The organism is Marinilactibacillus piezotolerans (assembly GCF_900114235.1).
Taxonomy (GTDB): Bacteria; Bacillota; Bacilli; order Lactobacillales; family Carnobacteriaceae_A; genus Marinilactibacillus; species Marinilactibacillus piezotolerans.
In genome coordinates this window covers 1-21,771 of record NZ_FOSJ01000026.1, presented here as the reverse complement: position 1 = coordinate 21,771, position 21,771 = coordinate 1, and the positions used below count along the sequence as shown (strand labels likewise).

The 21,771-nt window shown below is 34.3% G+C and carries 16 protein-coding genes and 1 pseudogene; 1 reads left to right on the top strand and 16 read right to left on the bottom strand.

What is annotated here, in order from left to right; translation table 11 throughout:
- Positions 1-32 precede the first annotated feature (32 nt).
- From BM212_RS07485 to BM212_RS07455, 7 genes are all read right to left on the bottom strand, one after another.
- Complete coding sequence (locus BM212_RS07485) at positions 33-1,022, bottom strand: metallophosphoesterase (RefSeq protein WP_143744924.1); 990 nt, start codon at positions 1,020-1,022, stop codon at positions 33-35.
- 271 nt (positions 1,023-1,293) lie between these two features.
- Complete coding sequence (locus BM212_RS07480; protein WP_091897795.1) at positions 1,294-1,740, bottom strand: hypothetical protein; 447 nt, start codon at positions 1,738-1,740, stop codon at positions 1,294-1,296.
- A 199-nt stretch (positions 1,741-1,939) separates the two neighbouring features.
- On the bottom strand, positions 1,940-2,695 hold the full coding sequence (locus tag BM212_RS07475) for a class I SAM-dependent methyltransferase (RefSeq protein WP_091897792.1): 756 nt from the start codon (positions 2,693-2,695) through the stop codon (positions 1,940-1,942).
- Between the two features lie 181 nt (positions 2,696-2,876).
- Positions 2,877-3,128 (bottom strand): hypothetical protein, encoded by a 252-nt coding sequence (locus BM212_RS07470; RefSeq protein WP_091897789.1) that lies wholly within the window; start codon positions 3,126-3,128, stop codon positions 2,877-2,879.
- 172 nt (positions 3,129-3,300) lie between these two features.
- Positions 3,301-3,741, bottom strand: coding sequence for a MarR family winged helix-turn-helix transcriptional regulator (locus BM212_RS07465; RefSeq protein ID WP_091897786.1), 441 nt, complete (start codon positions 3,739-3,741; stop codon positions 3,301-3,303).
- A gap of 173 nt (positions 3,742-3,914) precedes the next feature.
- A complete protein-coding gene (locus BM212_RS07460; RefSeq protein ID WP_091897783.1) occupies positions 3,915-5,699 on the bottom strand; it encodes an ABC transporter ATP-binding protein in 1,785 nt (594 codons plus the stop codon).
- Entirely contained in the window at positions 5,692-7,455 is a 1,764-nt protein-coding gene (locus BM212_RS07455; RefSeq protein ID WP_091897780.1) for an ABC transporter ATP-binding protein, read from the bottom strand. Before BM212_RS07455 ends, BM212_RS07460 begins: the two co-directional genes overlap by 8 nt.
- A 323-nt stretch (positions 7,456-7,778) precedes the next feature.
- Here BM212_RS07455 and BM212_RS07450 point away from each other — a divergent pair, with 323 nt between their 5' ends.
- Complete coding sequence (locus BM212_RS07450) at positions 7,779-9,644, top strand: diguanylate cyclase domain-containing protein (RefSeq protein ID WP_091897778.1); 1,866 nt, start codon at positions 7,779-7,781, stop codon at positions 9,642-9,644.
- Positions 9,645-10,390: 746 nt separating this feature from the next.
- On the opposite strand, the gene BM212_RS07445 is transcribed toward BM212_RS07450, so the two are convergent.
- The 9 genes and pseudogenes from BM212_RS07445 to BM212_RS07400 form a co-directional block, all read right to left on the bottom strand.
- Positions 10,391-12,229: a beta-glucoside-specific PTS transporter subunit IIABC gene (locus tag BM212_RS07445; protein ID WP_091897775.1), complete on the bottom strand. Its 1,839-nt coding sequence runs from the start codon at positions 12,227-12,229 to the stop codon at positions 10,391-10,393.
- Between the two features lie 118 nt (positions 12,230-12,347).
- Complete coding sequence (locus BM212_RS07440) at positions 12,348-13,805, bottom strand: glycoside hydrolase family 1 protein (protein ID WP_091897772.1); 1,458 nt, start codon at positions 13,803-13,805, stop codon at positions 12,348-12,350.
- Between the two features lie 2 nt (positions 13,806-13,807).
- Positions 13,808-14,602: a MurR/RpiR family transcriptional regulator gene (locus BM212_RS07435; protein ID WP_091897769.1), complete on the bottom strand. Its 795-nt coding sequence runs from the start codon at positions 14,600-14,602 to the stop codon at positions 13,808-13,810.
- Positions 14,603-14,786: 184 nt separating this feature from the next.
- Positions 14,787-15,701 carry a protein kinase domain-containing protein gene (locus BM212_RS07430; RefSeq protein ID WP_177206382.1) on the bottom strand — a complete coding sequence of 305 codons (915 nt, stop codon included), beginning with the start codon at positions 15,699-15,701 and terminating at the stop codon, positions 14,787-14,789.
- A 43-nt stretch (positions 15,702-15,744) separates the two neighbouring features.
- Positions 15,745-16,881, bottom strand: a complete 1,137-nt coding sequence (locus BM212_RS07425) for a DUF3427 domain-containing protein (protein ID WP_091897763.1) — start codon at positions 16,879-16,881, stop codon at positions 15,745-15,747.
- Positions 16,845-18,206 (bottom strand): hypothetical protein, encoded by a 1,362-nt coding sequence (locus tag BM212_RS07420; protein ID WP_091897760.1) that lies wholly within the window; start codon positions 18,204-18,206, stop codon positions 16,845-16,847. The genes BM212_RS07425 and BM212_RS07420 overlap by 37 nt, the downstream gene beginning before the upstream one ends.
- Positions 18,207-18,722, bottom strand: a complete 516-nt coding sequence (locus BM212_RS07415; protein ID WP_177206380.1) for a hypothetical protein — start codon at positions 18,720-18,722, stop codon at positions 18,207-18,209.
- Positions 18,723-18,867: 145 nt separating this feature from the next.
- Positions 18,868-20,106 (bottom strand): annotated as a pseudogene (locus BM212_RS07405) (DUF262 domain-containing protein).
- A gap of 188 nt (positions 20,107-20,294) precedes the next feature.
- On the bottom strand, positions 20,295-21,614 hold the full coding sequence (locus BM212_RS07400) for an IS1380 family transposase (RefSeq protein WP_056947192.1): 1,320 nt from the start codon (positions 21,612-21,614) through the stop codon (positions 20,295-20,297).
- Positions 21,615-21,771: the final 157 nt, after the last annotated feature.

Below are 21,771 nucleotides of genomic sequence, written 5' to 3'. Positions count from 1 at the left end.
AAGACGAATGGCTATTTTACTGCTCTTTATTTTTACATCTTCTCTTCTCTGAAAGCAGCTCTTTCCTCTCTTGATTTTTTGGTTCGTTGAATTTTCAGTTTAGCTAAATATTCCACAACTTCTTTTGGCTTGCGGATATCAAATAGTTCAACAGGTTCCGGACCTCTCATGGTTTCCCTTTTGATATACAGCAATCCATCATCATTCACTTTTTCTTTCCATCGAACAAGACGAATCATTCCTTCAGAAAGTTCTAATGCAGTAATACTAGAAGGATAAATCCCGCACCCAGTATTAAAGTAAGGAACTGCACGATTTTTAGGAAACTTGAAGCGATGTGTGTGACCGCATATCAGCATTCTCCTATTTTTCTTGATCCATTTACTATAATTACGTTCAATTTTATGTCTTTTCGATACATTTTTAATCGGACTGGCAGGATTGCGAATTCCAAATCGATGTAAGAATCGCCAGAAGTATTTCAAAGAAAGCATAGTGAAAAACCAGAACTGATCATTCGGTGCATCCCCTTGATGTCCGTGCAACACAAATATTTCCTGACTTGTCTGACGATGCTTTAGAACCAGGGATTCTAACGGATCAATCCCTTTCAAGAAATCAAAATATTCTTCACTGTATTCGTCATAATTAATGTAATAGTTCTTTTCAACATATTTCTGCTTTTTTAAAAAGATATCATGATTTCCAAAAATGCGAATGTAACGGTCTTTATCATAAAACTTTTTAATCAATCCATATACATCTGTGTGGGCATTTTTTATATGCTCAAACTCTGAATATTCTAAAAGTTCTTCTCCATCGCCTACTTCTACAAAAGTATACTCACTTTCATAATATTCTTTTAAAGCGTGCACAAAAAGATTGCGACTACGTAGAAATTCATCTGATACACTACCATCTCCACGGTGTGCATCACTCATAAACACAATACGAGAATAATCATCATAAAACATTTCTTTGGCATTATTATAGGCTTCTGTCAATCGTTTTTCTGTAAACATCCATTATTCTCCCACTTATAAATTGTCTGTTATAAATTAGTATACTTTATTTGAAGATCTTTGCGAAAGAATTTGCATAGGCAAAGTTATTATCCAACCAATATTATGTAACGTCTCCGAGTCTCTATTAGTTTATCTCCTCAGGTTAATTATTGAAACAAATTTTATAAGCTGATTACAGTAGAATTTTTATTTCTGAATTTCAAATATTTATTAAAAAGGGCCTCCGAAGATGCTTTTTAATACCCTCGGAGACCTGATGAATCAATTATTATTTTTCATTTATTTTTTTTATTGGACAACCATCTTCATCGTAAATATAATCTTGTAACTTTTTGGAATCTGCCATTGCAATTACTAGTCGATCTCGTAATGGCTCTGCTAATTCATCAAATAGATAAGCTTCTTCGTGAAGGCTATGTTTAAAGCGCAGAGATTCAATTTCTCCAGCTTTTCTTAATCGATAATTCTTAGAAGGCAATGCACCTTCTATTGTTCTTTTTTCAATACGATAGTAGTGATTATCATCATCATAGATGACTTCTAGAGCTCCGGATTGTGTCCGCTTGAACTGAGCATGAGGATAATGTTCACTATGCAGATCCCACCAAGCTTTAATCCCATCTATTGCTTCTTCTTCAGTTACATAGCTACCATGCTCTTTCTTTACATCACTAAGTCGGTTCAGCCAATAATTAGTATACACAATTTGTCCCATTCACTTCACTCCATTCATAAATTGATTATTTACAGTTTAAAGCAAATGAGTCGAATAGAAAACTGAATTATCCTTTTCAGATTCAATTTTATACTTAAATCTCTAAGGAACAAGATTTATAGCATACTGACTAATTACTGCAGTAACCTTTTATTCGTTAAAACTCAAATTCAAAAAGCCCTTAATGTTATATACTCGCTTATTTTCTGCTGGAAACAGCTATATAATCTAGTTCTTTACCTGATTTATTAAAGAATCGCATCATTTGTTTGAACCTCGTTCGATTTTCTTTTTTCATACCATTGAATATAATTTTTCCTGTATTCCAGCATCCTTCATCTCTCAGCATTCCAACGGGTGACATCAGTGACATTGGTCCACCTTTACTTTTAACTTCCGTAAATCCTGAATCAAGGAATAATTTTTTCCAGTCATCTCTTTGTAAAGGTGCTACATTAATGTTAATGGTATCTCTCAGTTCATTTAGCTTGGGCTCCATACTTCTGTTCATATAGGAAATATCATGCGTCAGTAACTGTCCCCCCGGTTTTAATACTCGGTAATATTCCTTCAAAGCTTTTGCTTTAGCCTTGTCATTCAGCATTGTCAGCATAGCCTCATTGAGGACTATATCAAATGATGCATCTTCAAATGGAAGTTTCAAAGCATTTCCTTGAACGATTTGTATGTAAGTAGATAAATCAGCTTTTCGGATATTCTTTTCGGCTTGCTTTAAAGCCTGCTTATCTAAATCTATTCCTGTAATATGACACCGATACTCTTTAACCTGTTCAATAGAAGTTGTACACATATTACAGGCTACTTCTAACACTTGAGCTTCTTGTGAGAATTGTCCTTGTTCAATCAGCCAATTAGTAGCTTCTACTCCACCAGGACGCAATCTTTTTTTACCTAGTTCAGCTAGAAAGGTATGACCTGCTTGTGTTTGAACCATTTTTTATCTCCTTCATTATTTCTATTTTTTAATCTAACCTACAATTAATTCAAGTTCATTCTAGTTTAGCTTACATTAGAAGTCAATTTGATTATACCTTTCAATGGACACTTGGCTAAATTCCATACAAAAAAGCACCGGTAAGTAGTTGATACTCACCAGTGCGTAGATTTATCAGTTTTTACTTGTACCGTAATACTTCTGGATAAAAATCAGTCACTTCTTTGTCATTATCTGCTTTAGAAAGAAATGACTCTTTTCCTGAGCCTTTACCATCTCTGATTACAAGGATGCCTTCTTCATAAAGTTGCTCTACGTTCTCTATAATTTCACCATCAGGAAAAGCTGTCTTCAATTCGCCTATTTTTCCGTTGATACCTTCATCACTTTTATAAATTTCAATGATCCGATTTCTTAGAATATCTTCTGACAAAATGATTCCTCCTATCCGTCTGCTTCCTTCAATAACAACAGTATAGCAACAGCTTTTAGTAAATTCAAAATATACGTTTACAGGTTGCTTCAAAAGATTTTATAGGTAAGCAAAGGGCTTTGATCATCAAGAACTACCCACCTGAATTAGTGCCATCAGCAGAGTTTTTTATTCAACAGCTGAGATTAGCTTTTATTTTTGCCAGCGTTTCTTTGAACTGCTCTATTTCTTGAGGGTTGATATTTTCAGTTATTTTTTCTTCCAGACGATGAACATATGGCTTGAAAGCTTGAATCTGTGCAATTGCTTTTTCTGTCAAGACTAATTGTTTCAAGCGCTTGTCACTTTGAGTTCCTTTTTTTTCTTCGATAAATCCATTTTTTTTCATTCTTTTAACTAAATTACTTGTAGTAGATTTACGAATTGAAAACTCTCTTTCAATATCTTTTTGAAAAATAGTTTTATGCTGATTTTTATATAAATAGCCTAACGTCCAGGCTTGTAAGCTTTGAATATCTTCAAGATTATTGATTGCTTTTTCTTTTTCAATATATCGGATCAGTAAAATAGATAATTCTCTAAGTTCAAATCCAATCGTGCCACGGGGATCCATACATTTCCAGCCCTTTCTCTAGTCTTATAAAATCATGTTAGTTATACATAACTTTCTTGTCAATTAGATTCACTGTTTGTGTCCTAGTTACAGCTCTATTAGCAAGAAGCTGGAAATTAGAGGTTCCTGTTTCTATGACCCGCATCACATATAACTGTTCAATTATTACCGATTTATTTTTCAAACTGACTATTATAAAGATCTGAGTAGAATCCTTGGTCGTTCATTAATGTTTCATGATCTCCACTTTCAATAATAGCGCCATCTTTCATAACCAGAATGGTATCGGCATTTTGAATAGTTGACAAACGGTGAGCAATCACAAAGCTTGTTCTACCTTCCATCAGTTTATCCATGGCTGCTTGAATTAATTCTTCTGTTCTTGTATCAACTGAACTCGTTGCTTCGTCAAGAATCAGCATTGGAGAATCTTTCACTAATGCTCTGGCTATCGTCAATAATTGTTTCTGACCAACAGATAATGAGACTCTATCATCCAGTACAGTATCATAGCCATTTGGCAAAGTTTTGATAAAATGATCAATGCCTACTGCAGTAGCTGCTTCAACTACTTTTTCGTCTGATACATTTTTTTGGTTATAAATCAGATTTTCTTTAACTGTACCTTCAAAGAGCCATGTATCTTGAAGTACCATACAAAACTGATCATGCACTTCATCTCTAGTCATATCTGATATATCAATATGATCAATTAGAATTCTACCTTCATTAACTTCATAAAACTTCATTAGCAAATTGACTATGGTAGTTTTACCTGCACCTGTAGGACCTACTATTGCAATTTTTTGACCTGGCAGGGCTGTAGTAGAAAAGTCATCAATAATCGTCTGACCTTCATTATACCCAAAACTTACATGATCAAATTCAACGTATCCTTGTGTTTTCTGATTGAGCTGCTGTGTTTTATTAACTTCATCTTGCATTTCATTCTCACTTAGAAATTCAAAGACTCTACCCATAGCTGCCTGAGCTCTTTGTAATCCGGAAAACGCTTGAGCCATTTGACCGAGTGGTTGAGAAAATAAACGAACATATACTGTAAATGCAACGATTACACCAAAAGTAATCGAATCATTGATTACCAAAACTGCTCCAACCACACAGACAACGACATAGCCAAAGTTCCCAATAAAAACCATCAATGGCTGCATCAAACCTGATAAGAACTGAGATTTCCAGACACTCGTATATAAATCAGTATTCAAATCAGCAAATTCATCTATCGTATCCTTTTTAGCATTGTATGAATAAATCGTGTTGTGTCCTGAGTAAGCTTCTTCCACAAATCCATTTACTTTAGCTAATTTGCTTTGTTGTCCTTTAAAATAAACTTGAGATTTTTTCATGATTAAAGTCATTAGTAAAAACCCAATCAGCACTGATCCGATAGCAGAAAAGCTCATGATTACATTCGTTTTAAACATCATAAACAGACATCCGAAGAAAAGGGTTATAGAACTGACTAAAGTTCCTAAACTCTGATTCAATGACTGACCCACTGTATCAAGGTCATTTGTAACCCGACTTAAAACATCTCCTTGGCTATGAGAGTCAAAGTATCTCAACGGCAATTTATTTATTTTGACTGATATTTCTTTTCTCAATCGCTTAGAAAATTTCTGTGTAACCGTTGCTACAATAAATCCCTGGGCATATAAAAGACTGCTTCCTATAAGATATAAAATTACTAACGTTATTGCAATACGGTTGATTTGCTCTAGGTCAATTCCTGTTGCTATACCTTCTGTAATTAAGTTAGTAATTTCTTTTAACTTGTCTGGACCAATGATGGTGGCTACACTTCCGAATGCAGCGAAGATGACAGAAAGTAAAAACGGCAGCTTATATTGACCAGCATACTGATTTACGTTACTTAAAATATCTTTGAAACTATACGAACTTCCTTGACTATTATTTCCTTTTGATGAATTATCCATTATTCAGCTCCTCCTTTGATAATTGAGAGTAAGCAATTTCTTGATAAACCTGATTGCTTTCAAGGAGTTCTTTATGTGTTCCTTGACCCACTACTTTACCTTCATCCAACACAAGAATCTGGTCTGCATCCATAATGGTACTAATTCTTTGTGCTACAATTAATTTTGTTGTGTCTGCCATATTTTCTGATAGATTATTTCTCAGTTTCTTATCGGTTTTATAATCTAAGGCAGAAAATGAATCATCAAATATTAATATTTCTGATTTTCGAGCAATCGCTCTTGCAATTGAAAGTCTTTGTTTCTGACCACCAGAAAAATTCGTTCCAGATTGAGCAACATGACTATCCAGTTGTTCTTCTTTTTGAAGTACAAATTCTTCTGCTTCAGCTAAGGCTAGAGCTGAATAAATTTGTGAATCCTGGTTCAGATCTGACCAGCTCTTTCCAAAATTCATATTAGACCGAATAGTCCCACTGAATAAGAATGGGTTTTGTGGAATATAACCAATCTTATTGTTCAGATCTTCGTGGCTATATGACTGGATATTATTTCCATCAATTAAGATTTCCCCTTCAGTAACATCATAGAAGCGAGGAATCAGACTTATAACAGTACTTTTACCACTACCCGTTGAGCCAATAAATGCTACAGTATCTCCTGCTTTGGCAGTAAAACTAACATCTTCAATGACTGGTTCAGCTGCATTAGGATAGGAAAATGTTACATTTTTAAATTCGATACTTCCTTTTTCTTTTGAGCTGAATTGACTTTCTTTTACAAAATCAATAGATGGCGCTAAATCAAGTACTTCGTTGATCCGGTTTGCAGACGCTAATGCTCTGGGCAAAATAATAAACACGATCGTCATCAACATGAATCCTAATACCACTTGCATGGCATAAGAAGAGAAGACTACCATGTCACTAAAAAGAGTGATTTTATCTGGCATACCCGCTGATTGAATCAAATGTGCCCCAATCCAGTATACGGCTAATGTCAACCCACTTGAGATAATTGTCATACCGGGGTTTAATATAGCTAGCATACGACTGGTAAATAAGTTTACGGATGTCAATTCTTCATTTGCATTCAGAAATTTATCATTTTGATAGTCTTCTGCATTATACGCTCTCACAACTCGAGTTCCTTGCAGTGTTTCTCGAGTAAGACCATTCAATTTATCAGTGAGTGACTGAATTTTTATAAACTTTGGTCGAACAAAAACTAAAATACAACTCAGCATAATCAACAATACAATAACAGCGACTCCTGTAGATGTTGTCCACTGCCAGCTTTTATCAGCGATTTTCGTAACTGCCCAAATAGCTGTTATCGGACCTTTGATAATAACTTGCAATCCTATTGCTATGACTAGTTGAATTTGAGTAATATCATTAGTCGTTCTTGTAATTAAACTTGGAATAGAAAACTGTTTTATCTCTCCGGGTGTATAGTCCATTACACTACGAAATACTTCTCCACGGATTTTCTTCGTTAGACTTGCTGCAACTCTTGCTGCAATAAATCCTACGATAATAGAAGCAACCAAACTTAACAAAGAAAGTGAAACCATGATTGATCCGGGAGCCATAATATCAGACACCGTTGTTTCTTCTATTTGCAGCTTAGTAGTAATCTCTGATAAATAATCAGGAATCTTCAACTCCAGCCACACTTGAACGACTATAAAAAGAATACTGAATACCAGTGCTATTCTTTCTTTTAGATTGGTTTTTCTTAACAATTTAAACATAATGCCCTCCACTTAGTAAGCAAGCTAACTTTAATGTGTTTATCTACTTACTCAAATATAGTTACCGTGCTAACTATATTATTCTTACTCAAAATATTTGTCAATGAATTATTTACGACTTTTCATAGAATTTTCAATTTGGACTATTCTTTAGAACTTTTCAAGCTACTATGAAAGTATATAGATTTTGAAATACATGTTATAATTGTTAACAAACACTTATTTGCTGAATAATGAATACGATAATAAATAAGGATATAATTAGTTGATTTAATAAAGAGCCCCTACAACCCGTTATAAGAGTAAATTTAAGGAGTTATAGCATGAAAATAAAAAAAGAAAATAAAATTTGGTTAATAGCCTTAACAGGTTTCATTTTATTTTATTTTTTATGGTTACTGATATGGCAGGATAATGAATATCTGCGCATCTCAGGGGGCAATGTTTTTTCGATAATCGGTACCTTCATTCCCAGTATGTGGTTACTGAGCGCATACAGAAAAAGCAAATTAAAAATCAATAAAGTGTATTGGCTGTTATTATTTTTAAGTACATTTAGTTATTTGATAGGAGAAATTTTTTCATTTTATAGTGAAACCATCCTTATTGTTCCCTCTCCTTCACTAAGTTTATATGAAATTTTCTATATGGCTTCTGTTCTATTTTGTCTGTTTGCTTTTGTCTTTATTATATGGAGACAAGCCAATAAAGCTATGTTCACTAAGTTTATTTTTGATATTGGCGTCGTGATGACTGTTTCCATAACATTCAGCTGGTATTATATTCTGGAACCGTTTATTGAGCAAGGAAATGTTTCTTTACTATCTTTATCTGTTAATCTCTATTATCCTATTATAGATATTTTATTATTACTGTGTGTCTCTGCTTTTTACTTTGGAGGAGAAGAATTTTTTTCAAAACGAGTGTTGAATTACATTCTGATTGGATTAAGCATACAAATCTTTTCTGGCTCTATTCATTTTTTTGAAATTGCTCAAGGGATTTATTTTTCCGGCAAATGGATCGATCCGTTATTTATTTTACCGGAATTGTTAATTGGCTATACTGCTCTTATCGGAAGAGAATCTGAAAGAAAAACTGCTATAGAAATAGAAAAGCTGGATAATTACTCACTATCTATTTGGCAACTTATCCTTCCTTATTTACTGGTTATTTTCTTGTTCTTTTTCATGATTACAAAATCTAATGGCCTGGATATGATAAGCGTAGGATCCGGTTTGTCTATCACTTTTGTACTTTTGAGACAATTCGTTGTTATTTCTGAAAACCGAAAATTAGTAAAACAGTACTATCAGAAAACAGAAGAATTAGCAGTAAGCGAAGAACGGTACCGATCTCTTTTTGAATATCACCCTGATTCTGTATTTTCTTTTGATTTACAAGGAAAAATAGAGAGTATGAACTCTGTGGGTGCCACATTGATTGGAGATGATCCAAATGCTTTGAATGGCTTCCCTATTGCAGATTTCATTGAACAGCATTATACAGCTAATCAGAATGAACAATTATCCACAACCAAAAATGAAGTTCCCAGCAGTCATGAATTTACTTTGAAAAACAAAGATGGAAGTGACTTGAATATTGATATGACTCATATCCCTATACTTGTCAAAAATAAATTAGTAGGTAGTTTTGGAATTGGTAGAGATATTACGGAAAAGAAGTTAAATGAGGAGAAAATCCACTTTTATGCTTACCATGATTATTTAACGGGGCTAGGCAACAGAAGGCTATTTGAAGAAAAACTAACTCATCTATTAAAACAGGCTAAAGAAGAAAATCTAACCTTTGCCATATTATTTGTAGATGTAGATAAATTTAAAGAAATCAATGATCATTATGGTCATGAAGCTGGAGACATTCTTTTGTCTGCCTTAGCAGATAGAATCAAAATCTATGCTGATAGTACTGCTTTATCTGCACGAATGGGTGGCGATGAGTTTACTATTTTAATCAAAGAAATCGCTGAATATAATGTCCAAGAAGAAATCGCTGCCCTTTCTAAGTTATTGAACGAACCTTATTCAGTCAATGATATAGAAATACATTGCACATCCAGCATAGGGTTCGCTTACTACCCAACAGATGGAACAACTCTCACAGAGTTACTGAGCAAAGCGGATAGCGCAATGTATCGTGTTAAGAAAAGTGGGAAACCATTTAGATAATAGAATTGATTTTGCAGCTTAGGATAGAAACATTGCTGAAAGGAGAGAGCAGCGCTTCTTGCCTGGCAACTGAGTGGAGAAACCTAGTCAAGTTGATTGATAACATTTCCATATCTGGCAACTGAGTGGAGATCTCTTATTTAGTTAAAGGATAACAGCCTTTTATTTGGTAACTGAGTATAGCAATTTAATTGGTTTACTGTGTCCTCCCTCCATCTCTTAAAATTACTTAGTATCATTAGTGATTACATAAATGAATAATGGAGTACATTCCAAGCGAGCTGCCTACAGATTATTATAATTATATCTATCATCAACCTGTCTAAGAATAGTGGATACAAAAAAGGATACTTTATCTTGAAATGAATGAGATAAAGTATCCTTTTTTAATTTTTGGATTGTATCATTAAATGCAACTTTGTATCGAAAAAAACTTGTAAAATCAAATCCTGCTTTCTAAATATATTTTCTTTTCTAAATTATTGATTACTCATGGTATGCCTCTGTTATTTTATATTCCTTTATAGCTATTTTTTAATTTCTTTTAGCCATTGTATTCTTCTAAAAATGACATTCTTTTCGGCAATGACTAATTCAACTATTCTCATGGTCTGTTTTAAAGAAAGATATTACTAAACTAATAGATGCTGCATCTTACATTGGAATCCTACTACTTTAAATCCCATAAAAATAGATATACTAGAACAGCTAAAAATTTTTTTAGCTAATAGAGTAGTCATTTTTAATCAATTCACTGAAAACAGATAATCTTTTACATCTGCTTCTTTTTGTATCGTTTTAGCAAAACTCTCGTGGTCTGGAGTATTTGTTATAATGACTGGCGTTGTTAGGTCATATCCTTTTTCTTTTATTCCTTCTATATCAAAGTTAATCAATGGATCTCCTGCGTGAACATACTGATCTTCTTCAACTAATAGATCGTAAAATTCTCCATTTAAATTAACGGTATCAATGCCAACATGAATCAAAATTTCTACACCACTGTCTCCCCGTAATCCGATAGCATGTTTTGTCGGTGTAGTCATAATGACATATCCATCGATTGGGGAGATGACTTTACCTTCGACAGGGATAACCGCCATCCCATCTCCCATCATCTTACCAGAAAACACTGGATCTTTAACTTCTTCAATAGGCAATACAGTCCCTTGAACTGGGCTCAAAATTCTGACCGCTTTATCCGCTTGTTGAAGTTTTTGTTTACGGATCACTCTTTTTTCAAGAACGACAGTTACGATGAACGAAACTGATACCGCAACTGCTAGTACAACTATGGACAGCCAGAAATTACTATTCAATCCCGATCCATCTGTTGGGATATACGTTGGAATTGCTGCTAATCCTGGAGAAACAACTGCATACTGTTTCAAGCTAACAATACCAGCCAGTATTCCGCCGACTGCTCCACCTGTAATTGCTCCAATAAACGCACTACTGTAATTGATCATTACCCCAAAAACAGCAGGCTCAGTAATCCCCATCACTCCCGTTATCCCGGCAGATAAAGCAAGGGATCTTTTTTGAGTATTCTTTTCTTGTGTTGAGATTGCTAGAGCTGCAGCACCAACTGCAACGTTCGCTGCTAACATAGCAGGAAGAACAAATGCATCATATCCATAGTCTCCCATCATTGCAAAGACTAGCGGGAATAGTGCCTGGTTTGTTCCAGTCATAACCAGCAGCGGTGTAAGAGCGCCTAAGATCCCAACAGAGAACCAGCCCATTTTATCGAATAAGAATCCTAATCCACTTGCGATATAACCCCCGACGACATTTCCTAATGGTCCTAATAAAATCAACGTTACAGGAACAGTAATTAAAATAACCATTAACGGTTTTAAAAAGTATTTAATAGATTGCGGAATAACTTTGTCTGCACCTTTATCTAAAAGGGCCATAAATAAAACACCGAAAATAACGGGTATCGTTGTTGTATTATATGCCATTGTAGGAACAGATAGGTTAAAGAAGGTTAGTCCTTCTGCTCCATCTATGGAAGAATGAACAAGAATGGCTCCCAAAAACATTCCCATCATTCCATTGATTCCTATTTTATTTGCTGCACTGTATCCTATATAAACAGGTAGAAAGTAAAATCCGGCATTATTTACTGCATTCAATATGGTATAAGTTCCACTTTCACCAGACACTCCAAAAAACGTTACTAATATATTCAAAACAGCTGATACTAACCCGGCTGCAACTAGAATCGGCAGCACTGGAACAAATGTCCCACTAATAAAATCAACTATCATTGTTCCGTAAGATTTCAAACTTTTATTTTGTTTCGGACCTTCTTGAGCACTTGATTCAACGCCTTCTAATTTTCTAGAAAAAAGAGAATAGACCTCTGGAACATCTGGTCCAATAATTAATTGGACTTCATTATCTCTTTTGACAGTTCCCATAATCAATGCGTTATTTTTCAGCTTGTCTTCATTGAATTTGGACGTATCATTTAGTTTCAAACGTAACCTGGTTGCACAATGATTTGCGCTGATAACATTCTGAGCTCCCCCGATATTCTCATATATAAAGGGAATTAATTCATCATATTTTGACATAATCCTCCACCTTCACCCTCAAAGTAATCGTTTACATATAAGCGATCAGCACAGCAGCTAAATGTTTTTACACTTAACTGCCATACTTTATTTTAAATTACATTACAGTTTTCTATAATCATTCTGAAAAATCAATTGTTTCTTCACTTACTTTTGCGCCATTAGAAGCGATGACTTCTTTATACCAGTAGTATGAATCCTTCTTGATTCGTTTCAAGTCCAGTACATCTTCATCTGTTGTATTGATATAAACTAATCCGTATCGTTTAGCCATTCCGTTCCCTGTACTTAATAAGTCTGTGAATGACCAAGGATTATAGCCGAAAACTTTTGCTCCATCTTCGATGGCTAGTCCAATTTGATAAATGTTTTCTTTAAGGAATTTGATTCGTTCTTCGTCATGAACTTTCCCATCTTCCCCTAATGTTTCATGCGCTCCATAGCCGTTTTCTGTAATAACCATTGGCAAGTGATAGTGATCTTCCATATATCTTAAAAGATAACGCATCGCTACTGGGTCAATTTCCCAATCCCAGTCAGTTGTTTCAACAAATGGATTATTCGTTTGTTCAAAGATTCCTGGATAGTTTGGATAAACGAAATTACCCTTTTCACCTGATTTATTCAAGCCGATTTCCTGATACTCAGAATCCGCTGGAGAAGCTTTGGCTACGTTACTTCTGTAACAGTTGATTCCAAAGAAATCAATTTCTGCCTGCGCAACTAATTCCATATCCCCAGGGCGAATATCTGGATCAATGTCATGTTCTTTCCAGTAACGTTTAATGAAGCCGTTATATTCTCGGTTTGCATTGAAGTCGTTCCAGATTTTTTCAGTCAATTCTTCCGCATTCATTGCGGCAATTTGGTCCTGGGGATTAGCAGATTCTGGATAGAAAGGAACCATTCCCGGAACAGGACCGATCTTTCCGCCTTCTACCAATTCATGACAAGCAATAACCGCTTTTGAGTGACATAGATTCATGATATGGTTTACTTTCCATTTATCTTTGAACCAGGTTTCTGGGTATTTACAGACACCTAACCAGTCACCATAGACGATTTGCATATTCTGTTCGTTGATCGCTAGCCAATACTTAACGCGGTCCCCAAATTCGTTGAAACACGTTCTAACATACTGATCAAACGCATCTATGATTCCACGGTCATACCACCCGTTAAATTCTTTATCGACCCAAACTGGCATATCATAATGATATAAAGTGACAATTGGTGTAATACCATTATCGATCAATTCATCGATTAGATTATTGTAAAAGTCGATTCCCAATTGATTGGGCACACCTGAGTTATCTGGATAAATTCTAGGCCAAGCAATAGAGAATCTATACGAAGTGAATCCAGCTTCTTTCATCAATTGCACATCTTCTTTATAAAAATGGTAATGATCTGAAGCAATTGAATTATCAGCGTACGGTTTTTTCTTTTTACTATTTAAATCAATAATTGCCGGAGCACGTCCGTCCTCTGCTACTGCTCCTTCAACTTGCCAGGCAGCGCTTGAAGCGCCCCATAAAAAATCTTTTGGAAATGTAGGATTCTCTTTATAATGCATAATTAAATTCCTTCCCTTTTATACTTCATTAAATATCCATTGAATAACAGATCTAATACAAAATTGATTCCATAGGTGTAATAAAGCAAATCGTTTATATCACTTTCATGATGCTGCGAACTCAAATGATAAAGTTTGTCGAAATCCTGATTGTAAATCGGGTTACGATTGTTTGTAAATAATATTTTTGTAGCATTGATCTCTCTGAGTTCGGATAGGATCGTTGAAAGCAAAAGTCCAGAAATTGAAACGACAATAATCAGTGGTTTTTCTTTCACATTTTTAAATTTTTTCAAATCATCCAGCTCAGTCAACAAAGTAATTCTCTTACCAAAAATAATCATTCGCTGCTGAAATGTCTTCACTAAACCTGCGATATTACTGGAAGTGAAAATAATGACTTCTTTATTTTCATTGATGAGTTTATTTAATCGATCCACTTCCTGCGTATTCATTCGGATACTCAGCTCTTTCATCAAAGCCTGAATGTTTGAGACTAATACATCTAAGAAGCCCTCTACCCCATAGAATTGTTGAAAATCATTGATCCCGTCATCAAACTCCTGAACATGAGCTTTCATATCTGAAAAGTTTGCATAGCCTAGTTGCTTAGCGAATCTGCGAACTGATGCCCTTGATACATTATTGTCTTCTGCAATTTGATAGATATTCCATTTGTTAACGCTTTTAAAGTTCTCTAAGAAAAATCTTGCTAATTCATATTCTACAGTTCCGACTTCTAACTCATTGGCAATATGATTCAACTTGTAAATCAAATTCAATCTGTTATTTTCCATTTTATTTAATCTCCCCTGGCCAAGATTGATTGTAACCATAGTATATCGTAATCGAAAGGATAACGGGGGACATGATCTGCACCCAAATAATTTGAAGTGAAATATTTATCTTAAGATTCTACAATGAAAATAAAAACACCCAACCTACTTTAATAGTAAATTGGGTATTTCATTAATTATAAAATTATGCTTTATTAATCCATTCATCTTTAAATTCTTTAACAGTAGCATATCGTTTTTCAGGCTCTTCTTTTACTGCATCCAATGCTACATTATACAAGTCTGAAGATAATGCCCAATTTTTTTCTTCTAAAGGTATAAATTTATTTTCCGTATAGATTTGTCGCAATAGTTCACCTGAGTAATTTCCAAATAGATTGAAAAATAATGCACCTATAGTAAACACATTTGTTCTTGAATCTATTATTGCATTCAGATGATATTCCTCTGGCGCTTTCATTCTTTTTGTTCCCCAGTAGTCTGAACCTATGTCATTTAGTACTGGACTTTTTTTAAACAGATCAATATCGCAGATGGTTAGTTGATTGCTTTTGAAGTCATACATCAAACTTCCATCATAAAAATCAACAGCTACATATCCTTTTGATTCAACAAATGCCATGAATTCAAGAATCTGTTTCGCTGTTTCAAGCTTATCTTCATTCGATATTTTAGCAAATCTTTTTCTAGGCGACTCTACTTCCGGATGATTATGATAGTAATCAAAGTTCCAGTGATCATATAAACAATCCCCTTCTGCCCAACGAAATACAATATAAAATAGATTGTTATAATCACCAGATGAAATCATATTAATTAAACTAGGGTGTTTTAAATCTGAATAAATCTCTATAGTATTTTTCAATGCTTCAACTGCTTCATTAGTATTACCAGCAAACTCAAGCGTTTGAGCTCCAGCTACTTTTATAAAGAACTTTTCTAGTTTATTATTGATTACTCCAAAACTTATATTCCCAGAATCATTCTGGTCAAAAACGCAAAAAACTTTCCCAAATTGACTTAAAAATGAAAAATCTTCTTTGGCTCTTAGCTTAAATTTCACTCCATCTAGTTCCTGTTTTACAAGGTCATTTACCAATATAGTTTTATCTCCTTTTGCCTATACCCTATACTTACTTTACTTATACATTGTTGATATTAAACTGCAAATAGCGATACAATTTAGTTTCAATTGGCTGCAAAAATTCCAGCTGCATCTCGACAACTTTTTTCATGTGACCATTACTGTCTGGTTTCTTTAATTGCGTGATGGTATCCAGCTTCGGTTTTACTTCTCCTAAATAGTAGAAATCCGATCCTTCATCATCTGACTTTTTAACGAACACACGAATATCATAGTCGTCTGAATTTTTCAGCTTGATAACTTCTGGGGAGTTTAGGGTTCGTGGTGCTTTTGTGAACCACTTCATGGTGGAAGCATCTAGCAGCTCATCTTCATACGCCATTTGAGCACCTGCAAAGTCGTCCCCTTTTTCCAGCGTAACGAAAATAACAAACTGGTCTTTGAAATCTGTGTAACCACCAATATTCTGATTGATCATCTGCTGTTCCCACTTTAGTAACCTGATAACATCTTTACGACGATACTTCTGAAATCTGGTCAATGGAGTCGTTTGATCAAATAGTTTGGACTTTAACTTACTCGTTATTAGCGTATCTTTAATTAATTTGACAAAGTATTCATTCTTGAGTGCCTCTTTGAATTCAATTGTTAAACCTATTTCTTCACCTTGAAACTCGATTATCTCAGAACCTTTATATGTTTTAGCTTCTTGACCAGTAAAGAAGCTCAAATCAAGCGTACGTATGACTGAATTAATCGTTTCTTCGTCATTTAATAATCCGCGATCATAAAAGAATTGTTTTAATTCAGCTACCGTAAACAATTTATTTGGCTCATTAATCAGTTTAAGCATCAAAATTAATTCATGTCTTCTTATACCCGTTAATAGCTCTCTTGTAGCAAAGGTTAAATAAGCTGATGTTTCTTTACTGAGTTCTCTTTCGCTCTCTTTTATTGCATCTAAAAATCCATAATAATTATGCTTCTTCCCTGCAATCAATACTGGATCTAAAGTCTGTTGTTCTTCAAAATCTCTTAGATAAGGAATTCTTCCTAAACGATTTTTAAGTAACTCATATGACTTCTTCAGCTCAATCATACTGTCTACAGCAAACTGATTGATTGTTATACTTAGTAGTCCCACTAAACGTTTTACGATTAAAGAACTATATAATCTTCTTCTGTTGCTGTCCACATATCATTAATTACCGACTGAAGATCATTCCATTCCTCTAGAAGTTTACTTTCTACATACTGATCTCTAAGTACCGGTTTATCACGAAGTGTCCATTTTAATTGCGAAACAGAGTATTTAGTAAAGGCTAGCCATTCTGTATAATTAATAGCTAATGGATTCTTTGTAAAGTAAATTTTTCCGGCATTAGAAGCTGTATTTATGGAATGGGCTATAAAAAGCATTGTCTGCAATTTAGGCAATTTCCTACCAAATCCATTTACTGGAATAGAGTCTTTTAAACTGTAACCTTCGTTTAATCTCTTTATACAATAAGACAATCTGACAACCACTTCAATAATCATAGTGGATATAGACATCGAACAGAAATGTTTAAAATCGTAACCTTGTGCATACATTCCTCTTGCAACTTCTGCAATAGTTAACTTCTCTTTTTCTATTTTTCCAAATTGAAACATATTAAATAAAGTCATCAAAGGAGCTGGTAAACCCATGGAAGTATTGACGTCAGATTTCATATGACCAAAAACTTTACCAATAGCTTGAAATATATCAATACCTTCGGGTACATCAGATAAGATTTGTGAAATTACTTTTCCTTTTTTGTCTATCGCACTAAATCTGCCCGTCATCACATCAAACACTCCAAAAACAAATCCTAATATTGGATCATGACCAAGCGAATGATACCTGTGAAACCAACTACTCAATCCATCAACATATTCATCTAATTTATAATTCGTTGATAGATCATAAGGAACTTTAAACTTTCTTTCCAACTCTTTTATTTTTTCTTGAGGAATCGCTTCATCAAATTTATTTCGAATGTAATCAGACAACGGTCCAGCTGTGACACCTTCTTTTGTTTTTTTAGGAATCCCATCTAAAAAGATATCAACTGATGCGGCTAGAATACCTGCAGCAACACAAATTAAATAGTCAGTCTCATCCAACTTATTAAGAGAATTGAAGTCATTTCTTAATTGATTTATGTACCGTTCGTTGGATTGTAATTCTTCTTCTATAAACAATGACTGTAAATCTACTTCATCAGGTACCAAGTTATGAGCATCTTTTAATATCTCGTCCCAAGATCGAAGATTTGAGATTTTTATTTTCTTTTCTGTATGAGATAAATTACTGCCCATCTCACAAACTTGCTGACTAAAACTTAATTTCTTTAGCAGCTCTTCACTTGAAGCGATGTTTTGACCCATTTTTATTTTATTTGGATTAAGAGAAGGAATGCTGTTTAAAACATTATCATGATAATGCAAAACTTTATTTAGTTCTTTCTCTGATTCGGAATATTGATACTTTTTCATTTAGACTCCCTCTAAATCTGACCTTAGTTCCTTAATCGCTTGTTGTAATAAAATGTTTAATCCATTCAAGTATTCCATCCTATCATTTGTTGCATTTACTTCTTCCTTTAAAGCTTCAATCACTGCATTATGTTTTTTTAAAGCTTCCTGGTAAAGCCGTTCCTTTTCTCTTTTTAATTTATTTTTTTTTCGTTTAGCATTTAATGCAATCCCACCTCCAGCAATAATTGCAACTGGAGCCGCCAATACAAAAACTCCGGATACCATTCCTCCACCAACGATACTTCCTGCCGTAGCTAATCCAGATGTGATACCAACTGCACTCAATCCAACAGTACCTAGCCCGTATAAGCCGGCAAAAGAAACTGCTCCCCCAATACCCGCTCCTAAAGCTCCGGATACCATGTCAGATAATGGGCTGTCTATCATCGTTCTTGATTTGTCTTGAACAGCCTGGTTAGTTTCGTTAATTACATTTACTATAGGTTGCAGTGAATCGACAGATTTAAAATTCATAAGTATTTGCTCCTCTTATAAATAGATTTACAGATGTTAACACATCACATACAAATTTCACTCATCTTAGTGCTATTTATGAAAACTACATGCTTTAAAATGATCTTCTTATATTATCTTAAGTGATATAACAAAGAATGAATGTTTATTTTTTCCAAATTTGTAGTGCAACATCAATAAAAGATTCTTGTCTCTCTTCTATGTCTTTAATAGTCCAATCTTTGTATTCAATCAAGTTTTGAGTCATAGGTATATCAGACTGTCTGTAAACATCTTTTTTTAATTCAAAGTTACTATTGGTGGCGCTTCAATTGTATTCATGTCCTAACAATGTCAGATTTCCTAATTTCCACAGATATTCATCATGCAAGTCTTTAGATATATCCCAATGTTGCGTTTTTTTAGGCATAATATGTTCTATGTGTATTGTATTGTTATCATTGATTATTCTAGTTTCAGTATTAGAATTATTATGAACCTTTCTTAATATATATCTAATAGTATTGGTTTTTTTAGTAGTGAAAATTTTAAAGTCATTACTGAATTCATCATCATTAATAGTCAAATTTTTTATAGCACTTAAAATTTCATCTATTTCATCAAATTGATGTTGCGTAATTTGATATGCAATTTTTGCAAATTCAACTTCGAATTTATTAGCTGTTTTTCCTGCTACTACAAAGTTTCTAACTATTAAGCATTCAATACTTTCCATTATTTTATCTATGTCAATTTCGTCATACTTTTCGTTCTCTAGTGCTAGCATAATTGGGAAATAAGAACTTGCTCCCAAATTACTGATCTCTTTTGTACGTTCAATTAAAGTAGAATTTTCAAAATAAACAAAATTTTCAGGATAGCTTAAGGATGTATATAAATCAGAAAGTCCAACTAAATCTTCCATCAAATCTTCAACTTTTTTAGGCGTATTAATAGCTTTTCGAATACCTTTATATAAATCTTTTTCTCTAACAAATTTATGTTGCGAATTCCAATAATGTCTGATAAATCTTGTTGGATCAACATTTCCTAAATTCTCTATAACTTGGTTCCATTGAACTTTTATAATCTTGATTTTGTTATTTGAAGATCTAAAAACATGATTTTTTAAAAGATCAGAAGTTTCTAAATCTTTACCTCTAGCATTCAATGTTTCGAAAATAACAAATGCTTCATTAATTTCATCTGTTTCAATATACATTAATTTAAAATTACTTAAAAACAGATCCAATAAACAAGATAACTTTTTGTATTGACTTTCAGGATCATTATCACCTTCAATGTATCCTAGTAGCTTATTACTATAAAATTGACTTGCATGATATATTAGCTTTTCTGATTTAGATAATTTTTTTAAATTTATATTTTTACCTGAATAATTCATAGATCTAAATTCAAGCTTTTTTTTTGAAGAAATTGCCCATTTTTAAATTAGGCAGATACTTCCTTCCAAAATAATGTGTTTTCGAACAGGATGCCTACGGAAGAAGGTCATAATAAAAAAATTTGTCTATTTAAGGGCAGACGAATCCCTTGAAAAAAATCGGTTTAAAAATTTGTGTGATAACTAGTCTAAATCCATTGTTTGGATCGCCGCAGGCGTTCAAAAACCTTATAAAATTCAGTTTGATACACATGATAGCTTGACAGTTTGAGATAGACCTGTCTCCCAGTTTGAACAAGTTTACCGGCTACTTTAAGCAATGTCAGCCGGATGGAATGGATCGTCATGCCCTGGTTCACTTTATCAAAACCAATGGTTTTTAAAAAATTGACGAGGTTGTATGCAAGGACACTGATCATCATTCTGACATGATTTTCTAAGAAACGCGGGCTATCTGTTTTATCGAAGTAAAAGCCACCTTTCGCTTCTTTGATGAAATTTTCCATTGTTCCACGCTTGCCGTAAAGAGAAAATATGACTTCAGGCGAGACGTTGTCGGATAGATTAGTCACAATAAACGCATGATGAAAAAGCAATTCTCCTCCTTCACGGACGGAACGTATACAGACACGACGGGGTTTCGACCAGGATTGTGCTTGATAAGGTAGTGAAAAATACTGCACTTCTCGCTCTTCCCATTCTTGATTGTCCCCGTAAAGAACAGAGTGTTCAGCTAACTGACTTAACCTCCGATTGCTCTTTAATCGGATAACGTACTGGCTTTCAGTTGCTTCACAAGACTCATACACCTCTGGTGTGGCGAAGCCGCTGTCCCCCCGAACCAATATCTCGGTATGAGGTAACGTGCTCTTGTATTGGTATAACAGCGGGGCGATAAAAGCTTTTACCCCTTTAGATGTGTACTGATTGCCTGAACGCAGTTCAGCTTTTAAGAAATCTCCGGTCAGTCCGTCAAAGGCAACTAATGGGTGATAGCCGTAGGTTTGATAATGGGCATTATAATCTGTTTGTTCTTGGCGTCCAAAGGTATCCGAATGTGTGGAATCGACATCAATGATTAACTCGGTATCATTGCGAATCAAACGCGCTTTATTAATCAGCGACTGATTTAATGCTTGGAGTTGATCGATGTTCTCCTCGGTGAAACGATCCAGAAACCGTGAGATTGACGATTGTGAGGCCAACTGCTTTTTACCGAGTACAGCTTGAAAGACTGGATCCTGTCTTAATAGATTAGCTGATGAGTCTGCCGAGTAACCAGCAATTAACTGCATAATAAGCTGTTCCAATATCGCTAAGTTATGATGGGTAAAATAAGCCCGATGATCTGTGATATGGAGCCATTGTTTAGCTAATTGTGAAAAGCCGAAGGTATTCATCAATTCTTTAACCAGGACTAACCCCGAATCACTTGATAGACGACCACCAGTATGTGAAATAGTGATATTTGAATTGAATTTAACTTGATTTTCGTGTAATCTAGTCATGAGAAGAACTCCTTTCTTATGGTTGGTTTCGTCACCTTTACCATAGCAGAATGGGGTTCTTTTTTCATCACTTAAGGGGTGAAAATAAAAAAGTAATTATCAGACTGCCGTTAGGCAGTTTCAGACGGTTTCAATTAAAAAGTATGAATTATTCAGG